An 18,902-nucleotide genomic window follows, 5' to 3' on the forward strand; every position below is an offset into this window, starting at 1 on the left:
GATTGCCCAGTTCGTCCGCTACCCCGGCCAGCTCGAACGAGAGCGCGAGCATCAGCGGCTCGGTCTGCGACCAGCGGCGCTCGCCCGCGGCGAACGCCTCCTCCAGCACCCGGCGGGCGGCGCCCGGGTCGTCCGCCTCGCGGTGCAGCCGGGCCAACAGGTGTGCGGTGTTGAGCACATCCGGGTGGTCTTCGCCGTACGCGGGCCGGGCGGACCCGATGGCGTCGGCGAGCATCCGGCGGGCGGCGGTCAGATCGCCAGCGGCGCGCAGCGCGAGAGCCCTCTGTTGGACGACGGCCAGGGAAGCGGGATGGGACACGTGGCCATGCTGCCGGGTGACGGCGGCCGGACGCTACCCGGGCACGCCGGTCCACCCCCTCGCCGGCACCGGCCGACCCCTGCTGAGCAGGGTGCGAATGGTTCCGGCGGGAGGGGCGGAAGCCGATGTGCATGATCCACCCGGGCCGTGTACAGTAACTCCCCGTGCGGCCCGCCGGGCGGCCGAACGGGTGACGGGTTCACCCGGTACGGCGCGGTAGGCTGGACGATGCAGGTCCGGGTGGCGGAATGGCAGACGCGCTAGCTTGAGGTGCTAGTGCCCGTATAGGGCGTGGGGGTTCAAGTCCCCCCTCGGACACTCCCGCGTAGCAACCGTGCGACGTTGGACGTTCAGGTGGTCAAGCACGCTTGACCACCTGATTTCACTCTCTGTTACCGCCGTTGGTGGCAGCCTCGTCGTCAGGCGAGGTGGGTCATGATCGACCGGCCGATCGATTCGGTGATCCCGGCGGTGGTCCGTCAGGCGGGCTCAAGATCCGCGGCGACTCGCGTGCCGCGATGAAGCGACCGCCTCTGCCGCTGGCGCGACTGACTCCTACTCGTGACAGCAGCACGGTGTATGGGCTGGCGACTCTTGATGTGCACGGCCGCGTCGCTGATCGGGCGGTGATGATCGCCCTCGGCTGGGCTCCCGGCCTCAGGCTGGGCATCAGGGAAAGCGGCGGCCTGATCATCCTCGACCCTGACCCGCGCGGGGTGTTCCGAGTGACGAAAGAGGGCCATGTGCGGTTGCCCGCTGTGGTCCGCCAGTGGTGCGGGCTGACAGCCGGCGATCGGGTGCTGCTGGCGGCCGATCCAAAGGCCGGACGTCTCGTGCTTCACCCGCCGGCCTCGCTGGACGCGGTGGTTGCGCGGGTGCAGGACGGGGCGTTCGCGGGTGGTGAGTCGTGAGCGGCGTGGCGGGCAAGGCGGAGCTGGAGGCCGCTCGGTTGTTGCTATCGCGGATGGGCATCTCTCCAGCGGATCTGGTGACGGTGGCGTCCGATCGTCCGCCGGCTCCGACGTTCGCGGAGTACGTGCCGGTGGTTGCGGCTGCGGTCAGTGCCGGGACGCGGCGGGCGTACGGGTCGTACTGGAAGCGCGTGGTCGAGCAGTGGGGCCAGCGGCGTATCGATGAGCCGACGCCGTCGGAGATCGAGCGGCTGGCGGAGTACGTCAAGACGCATGTGGTGGCCCGGCGCAACGCGCGGGGCGGGCGCAGCGCGGCGGAGCATCTGATCGCGTCGTTGCGATGCCTATACCGGCGGGCGGTCGCCGACGGGCTCCTGTCTGAGGCCGAGAACCCGGCGTTGAAGGTGGCGAAGCCACGGCGGCTGCCGAGCACCCGGCGGGCATTGGCGGACACCCGGTTGTCGGAGATCAACGAGGTCGCGGCGTCCACGAGTGACGATCCGGCGTTAGACAGTCTGCTTCTGCGGTTGCACACCGAGACGGCGTGCCGCCGGGGTGGGGCTTGGCGTTGCGGCCGGTCGACCTGGACCCGGACCAGTGTCTGATCCTGCCGCGGGAGAAGGGCGAAACTGTGCGGTGGCAGCCGGTGTCGCCGACACTCACGCGGTACCTGCAGCGCCACGCCGAGCAGCGGCACGCGACCGAGACGGGGCCGTTGTTCCGGTACCGCAGCGGCCAGCCGATCACCTACCGGCGCTACGACCACCTGTGGGTGCGCATCGGTGAGCACCTGCCGTGGGTGCACGCGCAGCAGATCAGCAAGTACTGGCTACGGCATACCACGTTGACCTGGGTGGAGGGCAACTTCGGCTACGCCATCGCCCGGGCCTATGCCGGTCACTCCGCCAGTGGGGGAGATGCCGGAACCACCGCCACCTACGTTCGCGCAACTATCCACGAGGTTGCTGCCGCGCTGGCGGCACTTACCGGTGAGCCACATCCGCTGGCGTAGTGGGGTGTTGGGGCGGGCCCTGTCCTAGGCGGACTGGGGCCGCCCCAAACGATTGGAGTGGGCCCCTCCGGTAGGCGCTCGCCGTCGTACAGCGCGGTTACGGTGACGGCTATGGGCTTTCCGCAGGTGCCGGGTCCTCGGCGGTCCGCCGAGGATGACGCTGACCAGGCATTGTCGTTTGCCATCGGACTGGACGACGCGTCACCGGAGCGGGTCGCTGCGGTGGCCGCTGTGCTCGTCAATACTTGGCAGGCGGATTCGGGTCGGTTTGCGGCGGCGGCCGCGGTGTGCCGACGCCGGCAGGGCGAGGGGGACGAGGATGTTTGGGGGGAGACTGCGAACCTTCTGGACCGCGCCCTGCGCATAGTCCACGACGCCGGTGCCGACAACGACGATGATGCTCGGGTCCGGCTCCTCGGACAACTCTTCCCGGATCCAGGGCCCTTCCGGTGGGACACGGCGCGACGCCGCGATCCTGTGTGGTGGCTGCGCCGCCTGGCGGCACTGCGCGTCCGCGCGGTCCACCTACCAGCCGGCGCGCCTGCCGGGTTCCAGCGGCTGGTCCTTCGTCGGGGCCTGCTCGTCGTCGGTCAGGTCGACTTCCAGGTGTGCCAGGGGTGTCGGCGTGGCTACCTGCGGAAGATCAGCGTTGATGGGGCCGCCAAAGGCTATGGGATCGGCACCCGCGCCGTGCTCAAGCTCTATCGGCGGTACCCGGGCCTCACCTGGTACACGACCACTCAGTACGACACCGCTGGGACGTTTTGGCAGAAGGTCGCGCGGCGAACGGATGGGGCTTTTACCGAGAACCACGACGGCGCGTGCGAGCACATGAAGATCGACCGACGGGCCTGACCCACACGTCGGCATAGCTCAGCTGTTGCGGTGACCATAAACCTTGACCGGGTTGGCACCAAGGCAGGAGTCGTCACGCTGTCCCTCATGGGCCAACGTGACAACCGGGAGTCTGATGTCCGACGTGAGTTCCCCCCGCTTTGATGGAGCGGTGGTTACCTGCTGCCGGCTGGCGCAGGGGTGGCGATAGGTGGCTCGGCTGAGTTCCCCCCGCTTTGATGGAGCGGTGGTTACCTGCTGCCGGCTGGCGCAGGGGTGGCGATAGGTGGCTCGGCTGACTCGGTATGGCGGCTGTGCCAGGCGGCCTCGTACTCGTTCGGGCTGAGGTAACCCAGCTCGCGTTGGATGCGGCGGGTGTTGTACCAGCCGTCGATGTAGGCGAAGATCGCGTTCTCTGCCTCGTCGCGGGTCCGCCAGGACGTGCGGTAGACGAGTTCGATCTTCAGCGTCGACCAGAAGTTCTCCATCAGGGCGTTGTCATACGAGTCGCCGACGGAGCCCATCGACGGCAGGATCCCGTTGTCCTGTAAGCGTTCCGCGAAGCGGAAGGACGTGTAGTTCGACCCGCGGTCGCTGTGGTGGATCAACTGGCCGTCGCGGACGTCGCGGGACCAGATGCCGTATTCGAGGGCGGCGAGGATCAAGTCGGTGTCGCAGCGGTCAGACGTCTTCCACCCGACGATCCGGCGGGAAAACGCGTCGCGGACCGCAGCCAACCAGAACACGCCCTCACCGCAGGGAATGCGGGTGGCGTCGGCAACCCAGAGCCGGTTCGGCCCGTCGGCGGTGAACTGCCGGTTGACCAGATCCGGCGCCGGCGTGTGCCGGGGATCCTGCTTCGTGGAGCCGCCACGCCAGCCTCGACGCAGGAACGCACCCTGCCAGCCCTGCTCGGCCATCAGCCGCTCGATGCGCTTGCGGCCCACACGGATGCCGTCACGGCGTAGCTGCCGGTGGACCCGGTCCGCGCCGTAGGTACGCCCAGAGGTCTCCCAGATCTCGTGGATGTTGGAGATCAGCCCCAGGTCGACCACGTCCCGGTCGCAGGGCTGCTCGACCTGCTTGACCCACGCGTAGTAGGTCGAGGCGCCGATGTTCAGGACCCGTAGCAGGAGCGCGACCGCGAACTGGTCACGGTGTTCATGGACGAACCTCATGACCGTCGCCGGGTCGGGTCGAGCTCCGCCGCGAAATACGCGCTCGCGGCCTTCAGGATCTCGTTCGCCCGCCGCAACTCGGCCACTTCCTTGCGCAGCCGCCGGTTCTCGTCCGCCATCTCGCTGGTCGGCCGGTCGGTGCGCTCACCCGCGTCGGCCTCGGCTTGCCGGATCCAGTTCCGCAACGCCTCGTGATGCACGCTGAGCTGCTCGGCCAGGCGCCGGATCACCGGCTTCGGGTCCGACTCGCGATACAAGCGCACAGCGCGCTGACGTAGCTCATCGGGGTACTTCTTCGGTGCTGCCACGGACGACTTCCTCCCCACGGCCATCAGACCATGATCAAGAAGCTCCATGAAAACGGGGGTGGCTCAGCCACGACGCGTGCGCCCAAGTGGGCGCGCGAGAAAAGCTTCCCGAGTGGCTATGACGGACGACATGGCCTCCACCGGGACGGCCATAACTTGCCCACCACGGCTGCCTGGCGCTCCTCTCGGCTACCAAACGTGGCCGGCGCCGGTGCTCACCGAGCGGGCGATGGCGACGACCGCGCGTTGTCCGCGGCAAATGAGTGCAGAGAGTTAAGAATCTCAGCTCATTCAAGAGTGCCCGCAGCTGCAGGACTCGAGTCGCGGATCGCAGCGCTCATCGACGATGCCGGCTGGTTCCCGCGTTCCCGTTGACCGAGTTGAGGCGGTCACCTGGGGAGCTTGTCGAGGCGCTCCCGGATGTCGGCTACAAGATCCTGCTTGCCGCCCTCGGACAAGGCGAGGATCGCGTGTTCCCCAACGTCACGGGCGCCGGGAAGTCCCTCCTCCGCCAGGATGAAGAACAGGCTTCCCGCGGTCAGACCATCCTCTTGCCGCTCGCCAATATCCTGGAAGATCTTCCCTGCTTGAAGGTGGGCTTTGACAGCATCACCGACTCGGCCCGCGCCGAACAGCACGATGCCGAGTTGTCGGTACGACTGCCCCTCGCCATACCGATCCCCTAACGTTGCAAAGATTAAGCCAGCTCGGGCGTGTGCATCGATGGCATCATCGAGCCGGTTGAGGCCGGACAACGTGCGTCCGAGGCCAGCCCAGGTTTGCGCCAGTCCGAGGCAATCGCGAAGCTGATCGAAAATGTCGTAGGCCGTGCTGTGGGCCTTATAGGCATCACGGTGCCGACCCAGCCGATTTAGAGCGATGCCGAGATTATTCAAAGCCAGACCTTCACCCCGGTGATCGCCAGTCTGCTGGAAGATCTCCCGAGCGTGGATAGCCGGTTCGACGGCTTCGTCAGGACGGCCGGCTTCAATCAGCGCGAGGCTCAGGTCGTTCGACGTCACTGCTTCACCGTGCGGATCCCCCGCCTCCTGGAAGAGGTTACGCGCGTTAGCCTGTGCTTCTGCCGCTTCATCGGGCTGTCCATTCTCGGCAAGAGCACCGCCCAGGTTGCCCCACGCCTTAGCTTCGCCGTGTTTGTCACCAGCCATCCGGAGGATGTCGCGCGCGTTGGCGCTGACTTCGATCGCCTTGTCGAGGCGGTTCGTTTGGCGGAGGACGATGCCGAAGTCGTTCCACACCCGGCCGGTCGCGCGTAGGTCGCCGGCTTCCTCCAGCCGTTCGAGGCTGTTGCCGAATGCTTCGGCAGCCTCCTCGAATTGCTGCATCTCGGTTAACGCTAGTCCCAAATTGTCCCACGCTGCGCCCTCATAGCGCTGATCGCCGAGTTGATGGAAGAGCTGCTGAGCATGAGTTGCGGCTTCCGCGGCCGCGCTGAAGTGCCCAGCTTGGTAATACGCGATGCTCAGATTGTTCGACGCCGCAGCTTCGCGGGATCGATCACCGACGTGATGACAAAGGTGCCGAGCCCGGGTGGCGATGATGATCCAATCATCGAAATGGCGGCGCAGGCTTTGGTACTCGCCGAGGGTCAGAGCGAGATCGATCGTCACCTCGGTCATCCGGAAGGCCGGCGCGCTCGCCGCCACAGCCATCAGATTGGCGTGCTCGCTGTCCAGCCAGGTCAGGGCCTCGCCGCGGCTGGCAAAGGTGTGCGACTCGGCCACCGCAGTTGGGGTCAGATGCGTACTCGCCGCACTAGCAGCCCAAAGGTAGTAGCGGTACAGCCGCTGCCGCGCCTGACTGGTTTCGGCTTCCTCACCGCCGTCACTGGTGCGCTGCTGTTCGGCAGCGTGCAGACGGAGCAGGTCGTGCATGCTCCAGCGTTCCGGTGCTGGTTCGGTCACTAAATGGGCCCGATGCAGGTCGGCGAGCAGTTCCGCGGCCTCATGCTCCGGGAGCCCGGCGAGGTGGGCGGCGGCGATGGTGGCGATGTCGGTCCCCGGATTTATGGGGAGTAGCCGGAACAGACGCGCCTGCGGAACGGTGAGATGCTGGTAGGACAGGTCGAAGGCGGAGCGTACGGCCTTCTGCTGCCGGGTCAGGCCGGACAGGCGGTGCTGTTCGGCCCGCAGCCGGTCGGCGAGTGTCTGCGGCTGTAGCTGACGTCGGTCGACCAGCAGCGCCGCCACGATGCGCAGCGCTAGCGGCAGCCCCGCGCACAGGCCTGCGAGTTCGGTCAGCGCTTCCCGGTGGTCCGCCTGCAGGCGTGGTTCCTCCGGGCCGAGACGAGTACCAATCACCTCGGCCAGCACGTCGGTGGAGGCATCCTGTCCCAGCACATCCAGATCGTGCAGCCGAGCGTCCAAGTCGAGCGTGTGCCGAGAGGTCACTAGCACCGGTATCCGGCCATCGCTAGGCAACAGCGGACGGACCTGTTCCTCGCTGTCAACGTTGTCGATGACCAGCAGCAGCCGCCGGTCGTGAGTGGTATAGGCGTCAAGGACGCTGCGCCAGAGCAGGGACCGGCCGCTCAAGTCGGCCGGGATGTGCTCACCCGGGATCCCTAGCGCCGACAGCCATCCCGCCAGAGCGTCCTCGGCGGAAACCCGACGGTCAGGGTCGTAGCCGAACATGTCAACGAAAAGCACGCCGCCGGGAAACCATCCATCAGCAAGGACCTCGTGGGCGATGTGCAGCACCAGCTCGGTCTTGCCGACCCCGGCCATCCCGGCCACCGCGGACACCAGCTGGACGCCGCCGGGACAGTCGGGCCTCAACGCTTCGCGTAGGGCCTCCGCAGCATGCTCGCGCCCGGTGAACACGGGCGAGGCTGGCGGCAGCCCAGTCAAGGCCGGCCGGATCTCGGCTGGCAACGTGACTGAGATATCCCGCCCCATGATCACCGAGCTGAAGTGTCGGCGTCCTCCAGCCCAGCTCGTGCCAGCGCCACGGCTAGCGCGATTAGCCCGACCACCAGACCCACGATCCACCACGGCTTGCCGATGCGCACAATCACCACTGCATTGTGACCGCTGTGCTGCCACTGGGTGAGCTTGCGTCTGCAGTAAGCGATTCGTCGGGTGCCCAGGCCACCAGGTCCGGTCACGTCTGGGTCAGGCGGACGAGGATAGCGCCGGCGTGCCGGCAGCAGGTGCAGCGGAGCGGTGATGTCTCGCGGGCGGTGTTCACCGTGCCGGGTGAAGGCGCCGATGTCGGTGAAGTGACCGGACACCTCCTGACCTGGCATCCTGCCGAGGAGGAGGAACCGCATGGCGCCACCGTGTAAGAACCCCAAGAGTTCCGGCGCCAGGCTGTGGCACTGGTGCTGAACTCCGGCTGTCCGAACTGCGACGCAGCCTAGGAGCTGGGCGTTAAGCAAGGGATGCTGCGGAACTGGGCCACCAAGGCCAAGCAGGACCGGGCCGGCACGGCCGGCGGCCCGTCGCAGGCGTAAGCAAGCCACGGCTCGCCGCGCGCAGCCACCAACGTCACAGAGCTGTGTCTCCAGCACAGACGGTCAGGCGGGAGAACCGCTGTGGGATCGCTCGCAAGCACTTAAGCAGGGGTGGCAGCCTGTTTCGGCTCCGACCCCCACCGGAGCCCGTCTCTTGATCACCTCTCTCGATCGGGTGCTGCAACCAAGAAGTGTCGCACCTCGCGGGTACCGTCTCATCGTGATCCAGTCTGGAGGGGGCGACCATGACAGGTGATCGACCCACGACGACATCGCGGTCCCTGAACGGGAGCCACATGAATAGCGCGGTCCGCTTCTGTGTCGACTGCAGCGGTGAACTTCCGCCGGTCAGGGGTCCCGGCCGACATTCTCCACGATGCGGCGACTGCCAGCTCAAACGAAAACGTCAACAGACTCGTCAAGCTCAGCGCCGCAAGCGCGCACCGGAGCGAGAGGCCCGCATCCAGGCTGAACTTGAGCGCCGATGTGTCGACTGTGACGGCTCATTACCGCAGATCCAGGGGCGAGGGAAGCGGCCCGCCCGCTGTGCATCGTGCGCCGAGCTTCATAACCGTCAACGGCGCATCGAGTACTCCCGGCGATACTACGCCGACAACTATCCCCAGCGTCCGGAGATTCACCGGTGCGGCAGCTGCGCTGGCGAATTCCGTTGGAAGGGGCGCGGCGGCAATCCGCCTCAGCACTGCCCCTCGTGCACAGCACGCGGCTTGCGAGAGCGTCAGAACGCCAGAAATCGCGCTGCAACGACTGCGCGCAGGCCCGTCGTCTTCACCTGTGTCATCTGTTCGGCGGTTAAACCGGTACAGCGGCTTGGTGCGTTCCCCATCTGTTGTCGAAACTGCCGGCCAGAGTATGCGCGCCGTGCCGAGCAGGCCCGCCGGAATGCGAATGCGCTGCCGCCGACGGTATGGCGCACCACGTGTCTCGGTTGCGGCAAGACCATCGAGCAGACGGGCCGGAACGGAAACTTTCGGAAGCGTTGCCCGCCCTGCAGTGAACAAGCGTGGAAGCGGCAGACCCAGCAGTGGCTTAAGGACCGGCCGGAGCTACGCCGGATAAAGAATCGCAACAACAAGCGCAACCGTCGCCTCGCGCGCCGAGACCCGGAGTCCGAGAAGTTCACCGACATCGAGATCTACGAGCGCGACGGCTGGACATGCGGAATCTGTAAGCGACCGGTTGACCGGACCCTCATCTTTCCGCACCCGATGTCGGTCAGCCTCGACCACGTGACCCCGCTCGCGCGAGGAGGAAAACACCGACGAGACAACGCACAGTGCGCCCACTGGCTGTGTAACTCGCGCAAGACCTACCGGCTGGAATCGGAGATGGACCGAATACGGCTTCGGTCCACGACGATCGTTCGGTTCATCAGCTGAAGACTGCAATGGGTTGCAGATAGGGTCTACCTACCGGATGGATTCGAAAGAGGCCGGCTTGGTCTGGACGGCAGGCATGGAGGAACAGTGGAGGTATTAGGGCTTCAGGGCTCGGTTGACTTCTGTTGCGCACCTCCAGGAACTCGTCAGCGCGTCGTTTGGTGTTTGCAGGGGTGTCAGCATCGCTTCGGGCGCACTCACATCGACAGATCCGCGCACTGCCACGCGCAGCACCAGCAGCCTTGGCCCTCACGCACCGTTAATTGAATCTCGGCGAGGTCGGCCGGTGCCGGGGCCTGTTATGGCCCCCCTGGAGCCCATCCCGTCCGCCCAGCCACCCGAGGGACCTCGCGGTCATCGACAGATTTAGGAAGTGCGACGCCACAGGTCGCGCAGGGGCTCCCAGGAGGAGCCGAGGCCCTCTTCCCAGTAGGCGGTCAGGACGCCGGCGACAGGCTGCGCAGGGTCGCTCCACCACAGCGCGGCCACCGTCTGTCCGGCGTGCTCTCCGGCGGGCACTCGGTAGGCGTACTCGACGTGAAGCTGCGGACGGTGTTCGGCGGGCGCCGGGCTGGGTTGCAGCATGCCGGGAGCCAGATGTTGTAAGTGCGCCGCCTGGGCAGCGTATCGAGCCTGGGCGGCATCCCGATCGGCGATGCTGCGATATGAGATCCAGTAGACGGTGACGACCCCGGCGGTGCACCGGGTACGCGTCTGCTCGCCGTCGCCGCGCTCGGGTCCTCCGCTTTGGGTGTCGCCGGTGCAGTCGCCCATGCGAGCGAGCCAGGGCGCGGCGAACTCGGCCAGCTGCTTCGTCGGGATGTGGCTGCGATTGACGCTGGCCTGACGCTCGGCGAACGCACCTTCGGCATCGCCTGTGGGGAGGTCCCTTGGCCTCTCCGAGGATGTGGGTGCAAACCAGCTCGCGAAACCGGTGCCGAGCCCGGCACCGGCAAGGAGCACCGCGAGGATCATGGCCACAAGCCGGGCGCGGCTGGTCCTTGGTCGATCACTGTGCGGGATGGCGGCGTGGGCTGGAGAGGAGACGCCGCCTGCAGGGTGTACGGGAGTGACGGCAGGCGCCCGGCCAGGCGCCCTCGCCGGCACGTCGCCGTGGCCGATGGGCCAGATCGCCTGGTCGGGGCGCTGCCTCGTCACAGTTGCCCTCCCTGCCTGTGTCGTAAGCGTCAGCCGATCTTGCGTCGACGGCCAGCAACGACCAGACCGACGCCGATGAGGACTGCCCCGGATCCGACCGCCGTGATGGTTGCGACGCGCGCCCCGGTCACGGGCAGCCCTGGGTCTTGATCGGCACTGCCAGTGGCAACGGCGGCGTCGGACGTCGGGGTGGACGTGTTCGAGACGCTGCTGGACGGCCGCGAGGGCTTGAGCGGGGGCGGGGCCGTCGGCGATTTGCTCGGTTCAGGGAGCGGTGGCGTGGAGGGCTCAGGGCCGGGAGCTGTGGTGGGTTCCGGATCCGGCCCCGGGCCGGTGGGATCGGGCTCCGGCGTCACGGTGGGATCCGGCACGGGCGGGTTCGCGCCGGCGCTGGTCGCCTCCGCGGTCGCGGCCTTCGTCGCAGCCGCGTCCGGAGTGGGAGTGGCATCGGCGATTGCGGGTGAGGCTGCGACCATCAGGCCGACAGCTGCGCTGGCCGCCGATATTACCAGCGCGTTCCACGTTCTAATCGATCCAAAATGCACGAAGGATTCCTCCCCGTTCGAAGTGTTGAACTCGGCCTTGACGGAAGGCGCGACGCTCCGCCGTGCCGTGCGGGAGGAACCGTAGCTTCTTGCTGTGTCCGCTACCAGCGTGATGCGCGCTGGAGGATTGCATTCCGGTGGACATAATCCCAGTTCAGCCGTGCCTACATGGTGCAGTGAGTGGACTGGTGAAAGCGACTAGTGGTGGCCGGAAACGTAGACACTCCGGTTGGACGTGTGCTGAATTGATCGCATTGTTGGCGCAGACCTCACAACGGGGGAGCGGGTCTGCGCCCAGAGCCCGCGACATCATCCGCGCGGGCTGCTAGCTCGCACCCCCGGATAGGTGCGCCAAATGACTTCGTCATCATTTCCCTTCGGCCGTCAGTCGCGTAGTCGCCGGCGGGTGATTCCCTATGGCTTGACCCTTCGCGTTGCGGCCGCAATGTGGGGCCTCGCCGCGGTGGCGCTGGCGGTGTCCGGCTGTACCGGCGCCGCTGAGTCTTCGCCTGCTTCCGACGCGACCTCCACCGCCATAGTGAGCGCCTCGGCGACGTCGGCCGTGCCACCCTCGACCGCGATCCTCTACCGCCCGATTGACGCGCTATGCCCCAAGCTGGACCTCCGGGCCGTCGCCGACATCATCGGGCCGGTAGGGAGCCGCCAGGACACCTCCCGCATGAGCGGCAGCACCGCCAACCTCGCGTGCGCCGCCACCGTGGGGCGCCTACCCAACGGTGTCGTGATGACGGTGCACGTCGACATCGTGGAACCCGACTCGGCCCGCCTGATGTATGAGGGCATGCGGCAGGCGCAGCAGGACGCCGGACCGGTCACCGATCTGCCCGGCGTCGGCGTCGCCGCCTACACCTACACGGACGAGTCGACCGGCTTCAACGTGGCCACCTACGACGCGAACCTGTACCTGACGATCGCGGCCGCACCGCTGCGCCTCGGGGCTGCGCTGCCCGCCGACCTGCCCGCCCGGCTCACGACCGTAGCGGCCTCGACCCTGGCCGCCCTGCGCGCCTGATCAGGCTGCCGCGACGCGATCCACCGGAACGCCGATCCCGACAACGCCTCGCCTGCGCATCGGTCCGACCGTCCTTGGAGACTTCCTGTGCCCACAACACCTCTACCCGCTGTTTTACCGGGAGCGGGCGACACCGACTACGCCCGCTACATGCGCATCGACGACCTGCTGTCCCTGCAGAAGGGACCGGGGGAGTGGGTACACCCTGACGAACTGCTGTTCCATGTCGTGCACCAGAGCAGCGAACTGTGGCTCAAGCTCACCCGCTCACATCTCGCCAGGGCCCTCGCTCACATGACCGCAGATCAACCGTCCGCGGCCGAACTCCCTCCTCCGTCGAGCTGCGGAAGCCCTGCGGCTGATCACCGAGCACCTGCGCATCCTGCGGTCACTGCCACCGGCGCAGTTCGCCATCATCCGGACCGCGCTCGGCAACGGGTCAGGGTTCGAAAGCCCCGGATGGCGGCTTCTGCGCGAAGCGACCACGGAGCTGGACATCGCGTTCGCCCGGCTGCTGTCCGCGCTGCGCCTCACCCCCGTCGACCTATATCGGGGACAGCCATCGGACCCGCTGTACCGGCTCGCCGAGGCGCTGGTGGAGCTAGACGAAAGGATCGCGCTGTGGCGCACCGAGCACTAGAGCGTCGCCACCCGCGTCATCGGTCAGGGCGTGCTCGGCACGCGCCGCACCCCAGTTGACAGCCTCACCAAGCTCATCGCCCATCGCAGGTTCCCGACGCTGTGGGAAGCCCGCAGCGAACTCACCGAAGGGTCCTCGCGCGTGGCCTGTCCCCGGCAGGTACAGCCGTGACCGCCGCGACACTGGCCCGACCCGCGCTGCTTCGGCAGCGGTTGGCCACGCCACCCGGCGGCGCCCACCTAGCCGCGTGCAGCATCGCACCCCGCACCCTCGACCTGGAACAGGCCGTCGCCCGGATGCTCAACGACCTCTCTCGGCCCGGCTTCTGGCAAGCATGCGAAGAGCAGGTCGCCCAGGCCCGCCAGATGTTCGCACGACTCATCGGCGCCGACGCCGACCAGGTCGCGATCCTGCCCAACGCCAGCATCGCCGCGCACCAGGCGGCAGCCGGCCGCCGGTGGCGACGACGCCGGGAAATCCTCACCACCCCAGCCGAGTTCCCGGGGATCGCTCATACCTGGATGGCCCAACCCGGAGCGCGGGTGCGCTGGTGTGGCACGCCCGACGGGGCGGTGCAAACCGGCGACTACCTATCGGCGATCACGCCCCGTACCGCGCTGGTGTCAGTGCCCGCCGTCACCTACCGCGACGCCATCCGCCTCGATGTGCCACGCATCGCCGATGCCGCGCACGCGACCGGTGCTGCCGTGTTCGTCGACGCCTACCAGGCCGCCGGCGTTATCCCCCTCGACGTCGATGCCCTGTGCTGCGACTTCCTCGTCACCGGCACCGGCAAATATCTGCTCGGGCTGCCCGGCCTGGCGTTCCTCTACGTCCGGCATCCGGGCGGTCCGCTGCCGGCGCTCACCGGCTGGCTCGGTCGCACCGACCCCCACGCCTTCCGCGCCACCGTCCTGGACTCGCCCCCGCACGCCCGGCGCTACGAGACCGGCACCCCCGCCGCAGCCGCCGTCTACGCCGCCGTCGCCGGCCTGTCCCTGATCGGTGACCTCGACCTGCGGCAGGTACGCCACCACACTCAGCGGCTGATCGCCATGACCGCGCAGCGGCTGGCCGCCCAGGGCGAGGTTGTGCGCCTGGCCACCGACGCCGACGCGCAAGGCGCCCACCTGGCGCTCGTCGAGCCACACGTGGAGGCGATGGCCGCCTGGCTCGGGCACCGCGGCGTCATCGCCGCGCCCCGCAGCGGTGTCCTGCGTCTGGCCATGCATGCCTACACCACGAACGAGGACATCGACGCCGTATGCGAGACGATCGCCGCGTACCGGTGCCGCAGCCGCACCCGTCCTGGAGCGGCCCGATGAATCCCGAGCCGCTGCACCGCTGGCTGGCCCACCGCCGGCCCACCACACACCGCTTCCCCTACGACACTGTCGTCGACGCCTACCTCTACTACGGCAAGCACTTCATCCCCGAGGCGTGGACTACGCCGCTGCGCTCGGCCCGTGAGCGCCTGCCCGAGGTGTCCGGGCCGCGCGCATACCTGGCCGACTTCCTGGCCGTCGCCCTCGACAAGGTCGACGGCAGGTACGACTACCGCACCTACCTCGCCCTGCCCCTCCTGCCCATACCTGACCCGGAGAGCAACGCCGCACCGGCAGACCAGGTGCTGGCCCGCCGCGACCACCTCCACATCCTGCTCCTGACCGACCTCATCTCCTTCGAGCTGCGCGCCCTCGACAGCACCGGGGCGCCGCTGCCCCAGATGCGTCCCGACGCGACGGTGGTGAGGAAACGGGTGCGACACGCGGTACGCGCCGCTGCTCCCGCACTGCGCCGGCTCAGCTTCGCCCTCCCTGCCGCCGACGATCCGATGGCGCTGGCCCGCTGCCTGACCGCGCTGGCCGCAATCGATCGCACCGCAGCTGACCGGCTGATCCTGCGGACCACGATGCTGCCGGTCGAGCGCGTTCACGACGAGTATCTGTTTATCCGGGTCCTGCAAGCCTTTGAGTCCACCCTCGCCCTGCTCGCCGTGGACCTTACCGCTGCCATCACCGCCGTGGACGAAGAACGTCTGCCCGTGGCCGGCACGCGCCTGTCCTTCGCGGCGTCGCTCCTGCGCGAGACCGCACCGCTGTGGTCGCTGCTGGCCACCATGCAACCGGACGCGTTCCACGCCTTCCGCGTCTACACCGACGGGGCAAGCGCCATCCAGTCCCGCGCTTACAAGCTGGTCGAATCGCTGTGCCGCACACCCGACCCGCACCGTCTGCACTCAGTGGCGTACCTGTCCGTGCCCGACGTTTACGCCCGCGTCAGCAACGGACAGCGCAGTCTCGACGACGCCCTGGACGCCATCCGCGCCGACCATCGAGCTCTCGCGCAAACGACGCCCATTCTGGCCGACGGGATGCGGCAGTTCGCCGCCGCCGTGCACCAGTGGCGGCGCACCCACTACCGCCTCGCCGTGCGAATGCTCGGTACCGAACGACGAGGCACCGGCGTCACGCCCGGGCCCCCGTACCTCCTCCATGGCCGCGACCAACACGTCTTCCGCAACCGCGACACCCACGACCCTGAGGAGCGGTGATCGATGACTGCGCCATCGACCGTGCGCCGACGGGCGGACATGCCCCACGATCAGCTGCCAGCCCAAGCCCACGCCTTCCTCCGCCAACGGCACAACGAGTTAGGGATGCCCGGCCTCGCGCGCCGCTGGCGAGAAGTGCGTGCCGAAATCCGCGCGAACGGGACGTGGCGGCCGACCGACGACGAGCTGGCCTACGCGGCGCGGGTGGCCTGGCGCAACTCCGGCCGCTGCATCGGCCGGCTGCGTTGGCCCAGCCTCATCGTTCGCGACCGCCGCCACATCACCACCCTGCAGGATGTGGGCCGAGAACTGGCCGCTCACCTCGACGAGGCCACCAACGGCGGACGGACCCGCTCCGTCATCACCGTCCTCGCACCCACCACACACACCGGCCCGCCACCGGCGCGCATCATCAGCCCGCAGTTGGCCCGCTACGCGGCATGGCCCAATAGAGACGGTGTCCTCGGTGACCCCGCCAACCTGGCCTTGACCAGCCTGGCCACCGACCTCGGCTGGCCAGGACCCACTCGGCGCGGCCCGTTCGACCTCCTGCCCTGGATCGCCGCCACCGCCGACGGGGTACTGCACATGCTGCCTACAGACCCAGCGCACATCCTCGAGGTGCCGATCCACCACCCCGACTACCCGTGGATCGCTGATCTCGAACTGCGTTGGCCCGCCGTACCCGTCATCGGCAACGTGGCACTCCACTTCGGTGGCCTGCAGTTCCCCGCCCCGTTCAGCGGCACCTTCATGGCATCCGAGATCGCCACCCGCAACCTCGCCGACGAACATCGCTACAACCAGCTGCCCGCCATCATCGCCGGCCTGGGCCTCGACGACCGCGACCGGCTGCGCGCCGACAAAGCCCTGCTCACCCTGCACGAAGCCGTGCTGCACAGCTTCGAAGCCGCCGGCGTGTCCATCACCGACCACCACCGCGAAAGCCGGGCCTTTGCCCGCTTCGTGCAGCACGAGGAAGCAGCCGGCCGCGTCGTGGTCGGTGACTGGAGCTGGCTCAACTCCTACCCGATGACTCCCCAGGACCCCTCCTGGAGCCGCTACTACAACACCAGCCAACCCACCCCGGCTCTTCTTCCGGACCCGTACTGCCTCGCCCTCACCGCCGGCCCCCGCAGGCCCGGCCATGAACCCTCACCGCGTCAGCGGGCCGACGTCCCCCCGGCCGCTGCCGCCACACCCAACCACGCAAGGGAGGACACGTGTCCACACGCACACCCGCCAAGGCACACCGGCGACTGACCCGCCTGGCCGCGGCAGTTGTCACTCTGGCAGCCGTCACCGCCGGCCTCGTCGGCGTCTCCGGCGGGCCCGCCCAGGCCGCCGGCTGCCGCGCCGCACCCTACAGCGCCAAGTTCGGCGCCGCCGACGCCTTTATGCAGTACAACGGCGTGGAGATCATCAGCTACCCCAAATACCCCAGCTACTACCGCACCACCAGCCAATGCAAGGACATCCAGGTCCGCAACACCGGCAACGGCAAGGACTACGGCCCGTGCGACGCCTGCATCAACTTCTACGGACGCGCCACCTGCAACTACTGGACGCACGTGCCCGTCGGCCAGTGGCGCAACCTCGCCACCAACGTCAAGGACGGCACCAAGTTCTACGTCTGGGTCCGCATCGACCTGGGCAAGTACTACGGATTCACTGCCGTCGGCGACTGGTAAGCCGAGCTTGGGGTCCGCGCTTGCGCGGGCCCCAAGCTCCTGTACTGCCATTAGTCGCTCAAGGAAGCGCGCTGCGTCGACGCGATGAGACCTGAGAGCTTGATTCCCGAGCAGGTCACCTACATCCTAGGATGCTCAGGGGATGTGACCTCCTCGAATCAGCAATTTGGCGGCTGAGGTCGCCGAGAACCAGATTCGGTGAACTATGTGTGCGGGGAGTCATGGCGATGATGCTTGCGAATGCGGCATCCGGAGGTGGCGAGGACGCGAGGCGGCCGGCCACGCCACCATCTTTGCTGGCAGCTATCGGTCTCCACGCTCCTCAAAGACGTAGGCCCGCGAAAGGTTGCCATTGGCAATACTGCCTCACCGTCATGGACGCGCGAGGGCGGCTTGCGGATCGAACCCCGGTTCGCGCAATGGGGTGGAGCCCGGACGATTCGCTGAACGGCAAAGTGGGGGAGGGCTTCATCATAATCCAGCGCGGCGAGGACGGAACCTGTCTCGTTACAGCACAGGGCCACCTCCGCGTACTCTCTCCTATCAGGCTTTCGGCCGAACTGTCCACAGGCGTACGACTCTTAGTAGTGGCGCGGAGGAAAGAGGGAGTGGTCATCCTTTGCACCATGGATCTTGTGGAATCTGCGCTCGCGGCTTTCATTGACAGTGGCTCAGGTGGTGTTACATGACCGGGCCGTTGCCGAATGGATTAACCAACCAAGAGGTAGCCGCCCTGCGGTCGATTCTTGCGCGCATTCCCGATGAAGGGTTGCGTGGACGGTCGGCAATCGGCGAGCCGCCGGGAATCCCGACCTTCCGTGACTACATCCAGCGCGTATCGGTGGCCGTTGCTCCAGGCTCCCGCCGACTCTACGAAAGCTACTGGAAGCGAATCGAGCAGTGCTGGGGCGAGCGCAAACTGAACGACCCAACACCATCCGAAATCTCGGCGCTTGTAGAGCAGATCCGCGCGAGTGCAGTCGTCCGTAGCAACTCACGCGGCGGTCGCTCAGCCGCTGAGCACACGGTCTCTGCCCTTCGCTGCCTCTATGCATTCGCGGTTGCCGACGGCTTGATTGCCGAGGCAGAAGATCCAGCTCGACGAGTGGCAAAGCCCCGAAGGCTGCCGAGCAATCGACACGCTCTCGCGGAGCGTCAGCTTGCGCGGATAGTGGAACTCGCAGGGCGTACGGGAAATGATCCGCACCTAGACTCTCTCATCCTGCGACTTCACATCGAAACAGCCTGCCGGCGGGGTGGAGCACTGGGTCTGGACCGAGCGGACTTGGACCTCGAGAATTGTTGCATTCGGCTCAGCGAGAAGGGCGGGACAGTTCGCTGGCAGCCCGTCTCCCCTTCCATGCTGCGTATGCTTGTCCGGCACTAGGAAGAGCGTGGGAAGATCGGTGGCGGTACGCAACTGCTCAGATACCGGTCGGGCGCTCCATTGACGACCCGTCGCTATGATCATCTTTGGCAGCGATTGGGTCGTCGCCTGCCTTGGATCCAGGCCCAGCAGGTTTATACACACTGGCTACGGCATACCACGTTGACCTGGGTTGAACGGAATTTTGGATACGCCATCGCTCGGGCGTATGCCGGCCATACCGGTCGTTCGGACGCTGGCGTGACAAGTACCTACGTCAAGGCAGATATTTACGACGTTGCTCGGGCGTTGTCTGCGCTGTCGGGAGAGCCGCATCCGCTCCTTTCCGAGGAGTAAGGTCCGGGTGCTTCGGTGAATCCAACTCATCCCGGTTGTGGACGGGCCCGGGGCGCGTTGAGCCGTCAACTACGACTCACCCGAGCCGTTCTGATGCCAACGGGTGGTGGTCGTGGGCGGG

At 67.3% G+C, this 18,902-nt stretch carries 17 protein-coding genes, 1 tRNA gene and 2 pseudogenes; 13 read left to right on the top strand and 7 right to left on the bottom strand.

Translation table 11 applies throughout. The annotated features are described in order from the left end of the window. Positions 1 to 145: 145 nt before the first annotated feature. Positions 146 to 319, bottom strand: a pseudogene (locus SM577_RS17060) (tetratricopeptide repeat protein); the annotation flags it as partial. 234 nt (positions 320 to 553) lie between these two features. Between SM577_RS17060 and SM577_RS17065 the strand changes: the two are divergent. The 5 genes from SM577_RS17065 to SM577_RS17085 all read left to right on the top strand — a co-directional run bounded on the left by SM577_RS17065 (position 554) and on the right by SM577_RS17085 (position 3,097). Then, positions 554 to 637, top strand: a tRNA-Leu gene (locus SM577_RS17065). A 200-nt stretch (positions 638 to 837) separates the two neighbouring features. After that, the gene (locus SM577_RS17070; protein ID WP_474587326.1) at positions 838 to 1,230 is read left to right on the top strand and encodes an AbrB/MazE/SpoVT family DNA-binding domain-containing protein; all 393 of its coding nucleotides are present in this window, start codon (positions 838 to 840) and stop codon (positions 1,228 to 1,230) included. Beyond that, positions 1,227 to 1,835: a hypothetical protein gene (locus SM577_RS17075; RefSeq protein WP_474587327.1), complete on the top strand. Its 609-nt coding sequence runs from the start codon at positions 1,227 to 1,229 to the stop codon at positions 1,833 to 1,835. The genes SM577_RS17070 and SM577_RS17075 overlap by 4 nt, the downstream gene beginning before the upstream one ends. Then, positions 1,793 to 2,242, top strand: coding sequence for a site-specific integrase (locus tag SM577_RS17080; RefSeq protein WP_474587328.1), 450 nt, complete (start codon positions 1,793 to 1,795; stop codon positions 2,240 to 2,242). Before SM577_RS17075 ends, SM577_RS17080 begins: the two co-directional genes overlap by 43 nt. 111 nt (positions 2,243 to 2,353) lie before the next feature. Next, positions 2,354 to 3,097 (top strand): hypothetical protein, encoded by a 744-nt coding sequence (locus SM577_RS17085; protein ID WP_474587329.1) that lies wholly within the window; start codon positions 2,354 to 2,356, stop codon positions 3,095 to 3,097. A gap of 230 nt (positions 3,098 to 3,327) precedes the next feature. Here SM577_RS17085 and SM577_RS17090 read toward each other — a convergent pair whose 3' ends face one another. The 4 genes from SM577_RS17090 to SM577_RS17105 form a co-directional block, all read right to left on the bottom strand. Further along, entirely contained in the window at positions 3,328 to 4,254 is a 927-nt protein-coding gene (locus SM577_RS17090; protein ID WP_474587330.1) for an IS3 family transposase, read from the bottom strand. Next, a complete protein-coding gene (locus tag SM577_RS17095) occupies positions 4,251 to 4,562 on the bottom strand; it encodes a transposase (RefSeq protein WP_474587331.1) in 312 nt (103 codons plus the stop codon). Before SM577_RS17095 ends, SM577_RS17090 begins: the two co-directional genes overlap by 4 nt. Positions 4,563 to 4,951: 389 nt before the next feature. Then, on the bottom strand, positions 4,952 to 7,480 hold the full coding sequence (locus tag SM577_RS17100) for an ATP-binding protein (RefSeq protein ID WP_474587442.1): 2,529 nt from the start codon (positions 7,478 to 7,480) through the stop codon (positions 4,952 to 4,954). 2 nt (positions 7,481 to 7,482) lie between these two features. Next, positions 7,483 to 7,854: a hypothetical protein gene (locus SM577_RS17105; protein WP_474587332.1), complete on the bottom strand. Its 372-nt coding sequence runs from the start codon at positions 7,852 to 7,854 to the stop codon at positions 7,483 to 7,485. A 911-nt stretch (positions 7,855 to 8,765) separates the two neighbouring features. Here SM577_RS17105 and SM577_RS17110 point away from each other — a divergent pair. After that, positions 8,766 to 9,437, top strand: a complete 672-nt coding sequence (locus SM577_RS17110; protein WP_474587333.1) for an HNH endonuclease — start codon at positions 8,766 to 8,768, stop codon at positions 9,435 to 9,437. A gap of 366 nt (positions 9,438 to 9,803) precedes the next feature. Here SM577_RS17110 and SM577_RS17115 read toward each other — a convergent pair whose 3' ends face one another. Beyond that, positions 9,804 to 10,412 (bottom strand): hypothetical protein, encoded by a 609-nt coding sequence (locus SM577_RS17115; protein ID WP_474587334.1) that lies wholly within the window; start codon positions 10,410 to 10,412, stop codon positions 9,804 to 9,806. 372 nt (positions 10,413 to 10,784) lie between these two features. Between SM577_RS17115 and SM577_RS17120 the strand changes: the two genes are divergently transcribed. The 7 genes and pseudogenes from SM577_RS17120 to SM577_RS17150 all read left to right on the top strand — a co-directional run bounded on the left by SM577_RS17120 (position 10,785) and on the right by SM577_RS17150 (position 17,058). Beyond that, the gene (locus tag SM577_RS17120) at positions 10,785 to 11,225 is read left to right on the top strand and encodes a hypothetical protein (protein ID WP_474587335.1); all 441 of its coding nucleotides are present in this window, start codon (positions 10,785 to 10,787) and stop codon (positions 11,223 to 11,225) included. A gap of 270 nt (positions 11,226 to 11,495) precedes the next feature. Beyond that, positions 11,496 to 12,173 (top strand): hypothetical protein, encoded by a 678-nt coding sequence (locus SM577_RS17125; RefSeq protein ID WP_474587336.1) that lies wholly within the window; start codon positions 11,496 to 11,498, stop codon positions 12,171 to 12,173. An 87-nt stretch (positions 12,174 to 12,260) separates the two neighbouring features. Then, a pseudogene (locus tag SM577_RS17130) lies at positions 12,261 to 12,984 on the top strand (tryptophan 2,3-dioxygenase family protein). Then, positions 12,981 to 14,138, top strand: coding sequence for an aminotransferase class V-fold PLP-dependent enzyme (locus tag SM577_RS17135; RefSeq protein WP_474587337.1), 1,158 nt, complete (start codon positions 12,981 to 12,983; stop codon positions 14,136 to 14,138). The pseudogene SM577_RS17130 and the gene SM577_RS17135 overlap by 4 nt, the downstream one beginning before the upstream one ends. Beyond that, positions 14,135 to 15,367, top strand: coding sequence for a tryptophan 2,3-dioxygenase family protein (locus SM577_RS17140; protein WP_474587338.1), 1,233 nt, complete (start codon positions 14,135 to 14,137; stop codon positions 15,365 to 15,367). Before SM577_RS17135 ends, SM577_RS17140 begins: the two co-directional genes overlap by 4 nt. Positions 15,368 to 15,406: 39 nt before the next feature. Continuing rightward, positions 15,407 to 16,630, top strand: a complete 1,224-nt coding sequence (locus SM577_RS17145; RefSeq protein WP_474587443.1) for a nitric oxide synthase oxygenase — start codon at positions 15,407 to 15,409, stop codon at positions 16,628 to 16,630. Beyond that, positions 16,591 to 17,058 carry a hypothetical protein gene (locus SM577_RS17150; RefSeq protein WP_474587339.1) on the top strand — a complete coding sequence of 156 codons (468 nt, stop codon included), beginning with the start codon at positions 16,591 to 16,593 and terminating at the stop codon, positions 17,056 to 17,058. The genes SM577_RS17145 and SM577_RS17150 overlap by 40 nt, the downstream gene beginning before the upstream one ends. A 1,009-nt stretch (positions 17,059 to 18,067) precedes the next feature. Here SM577_RS17150 and SM577_RS17155 read toward each other — a convergent pair. Next, the gene (locus tag SM577_RS17155; protein WP_474587340.1) at positions 18,068 to 18,265 is read right to left on the bottom strand and encodes a hypothetical protein; all 198 of its coding nucleotides are present in this window, start codon (positions 18,263 to 18,265) and stop codon (positions 18,068 to 18,070) included. Positions 18,266 to 18,902: the final 637 nt, after the last annotated feature.

The sequence above is a fragment of the Micromonospora desertarenae genome (genome assembly GCF_056150265.1).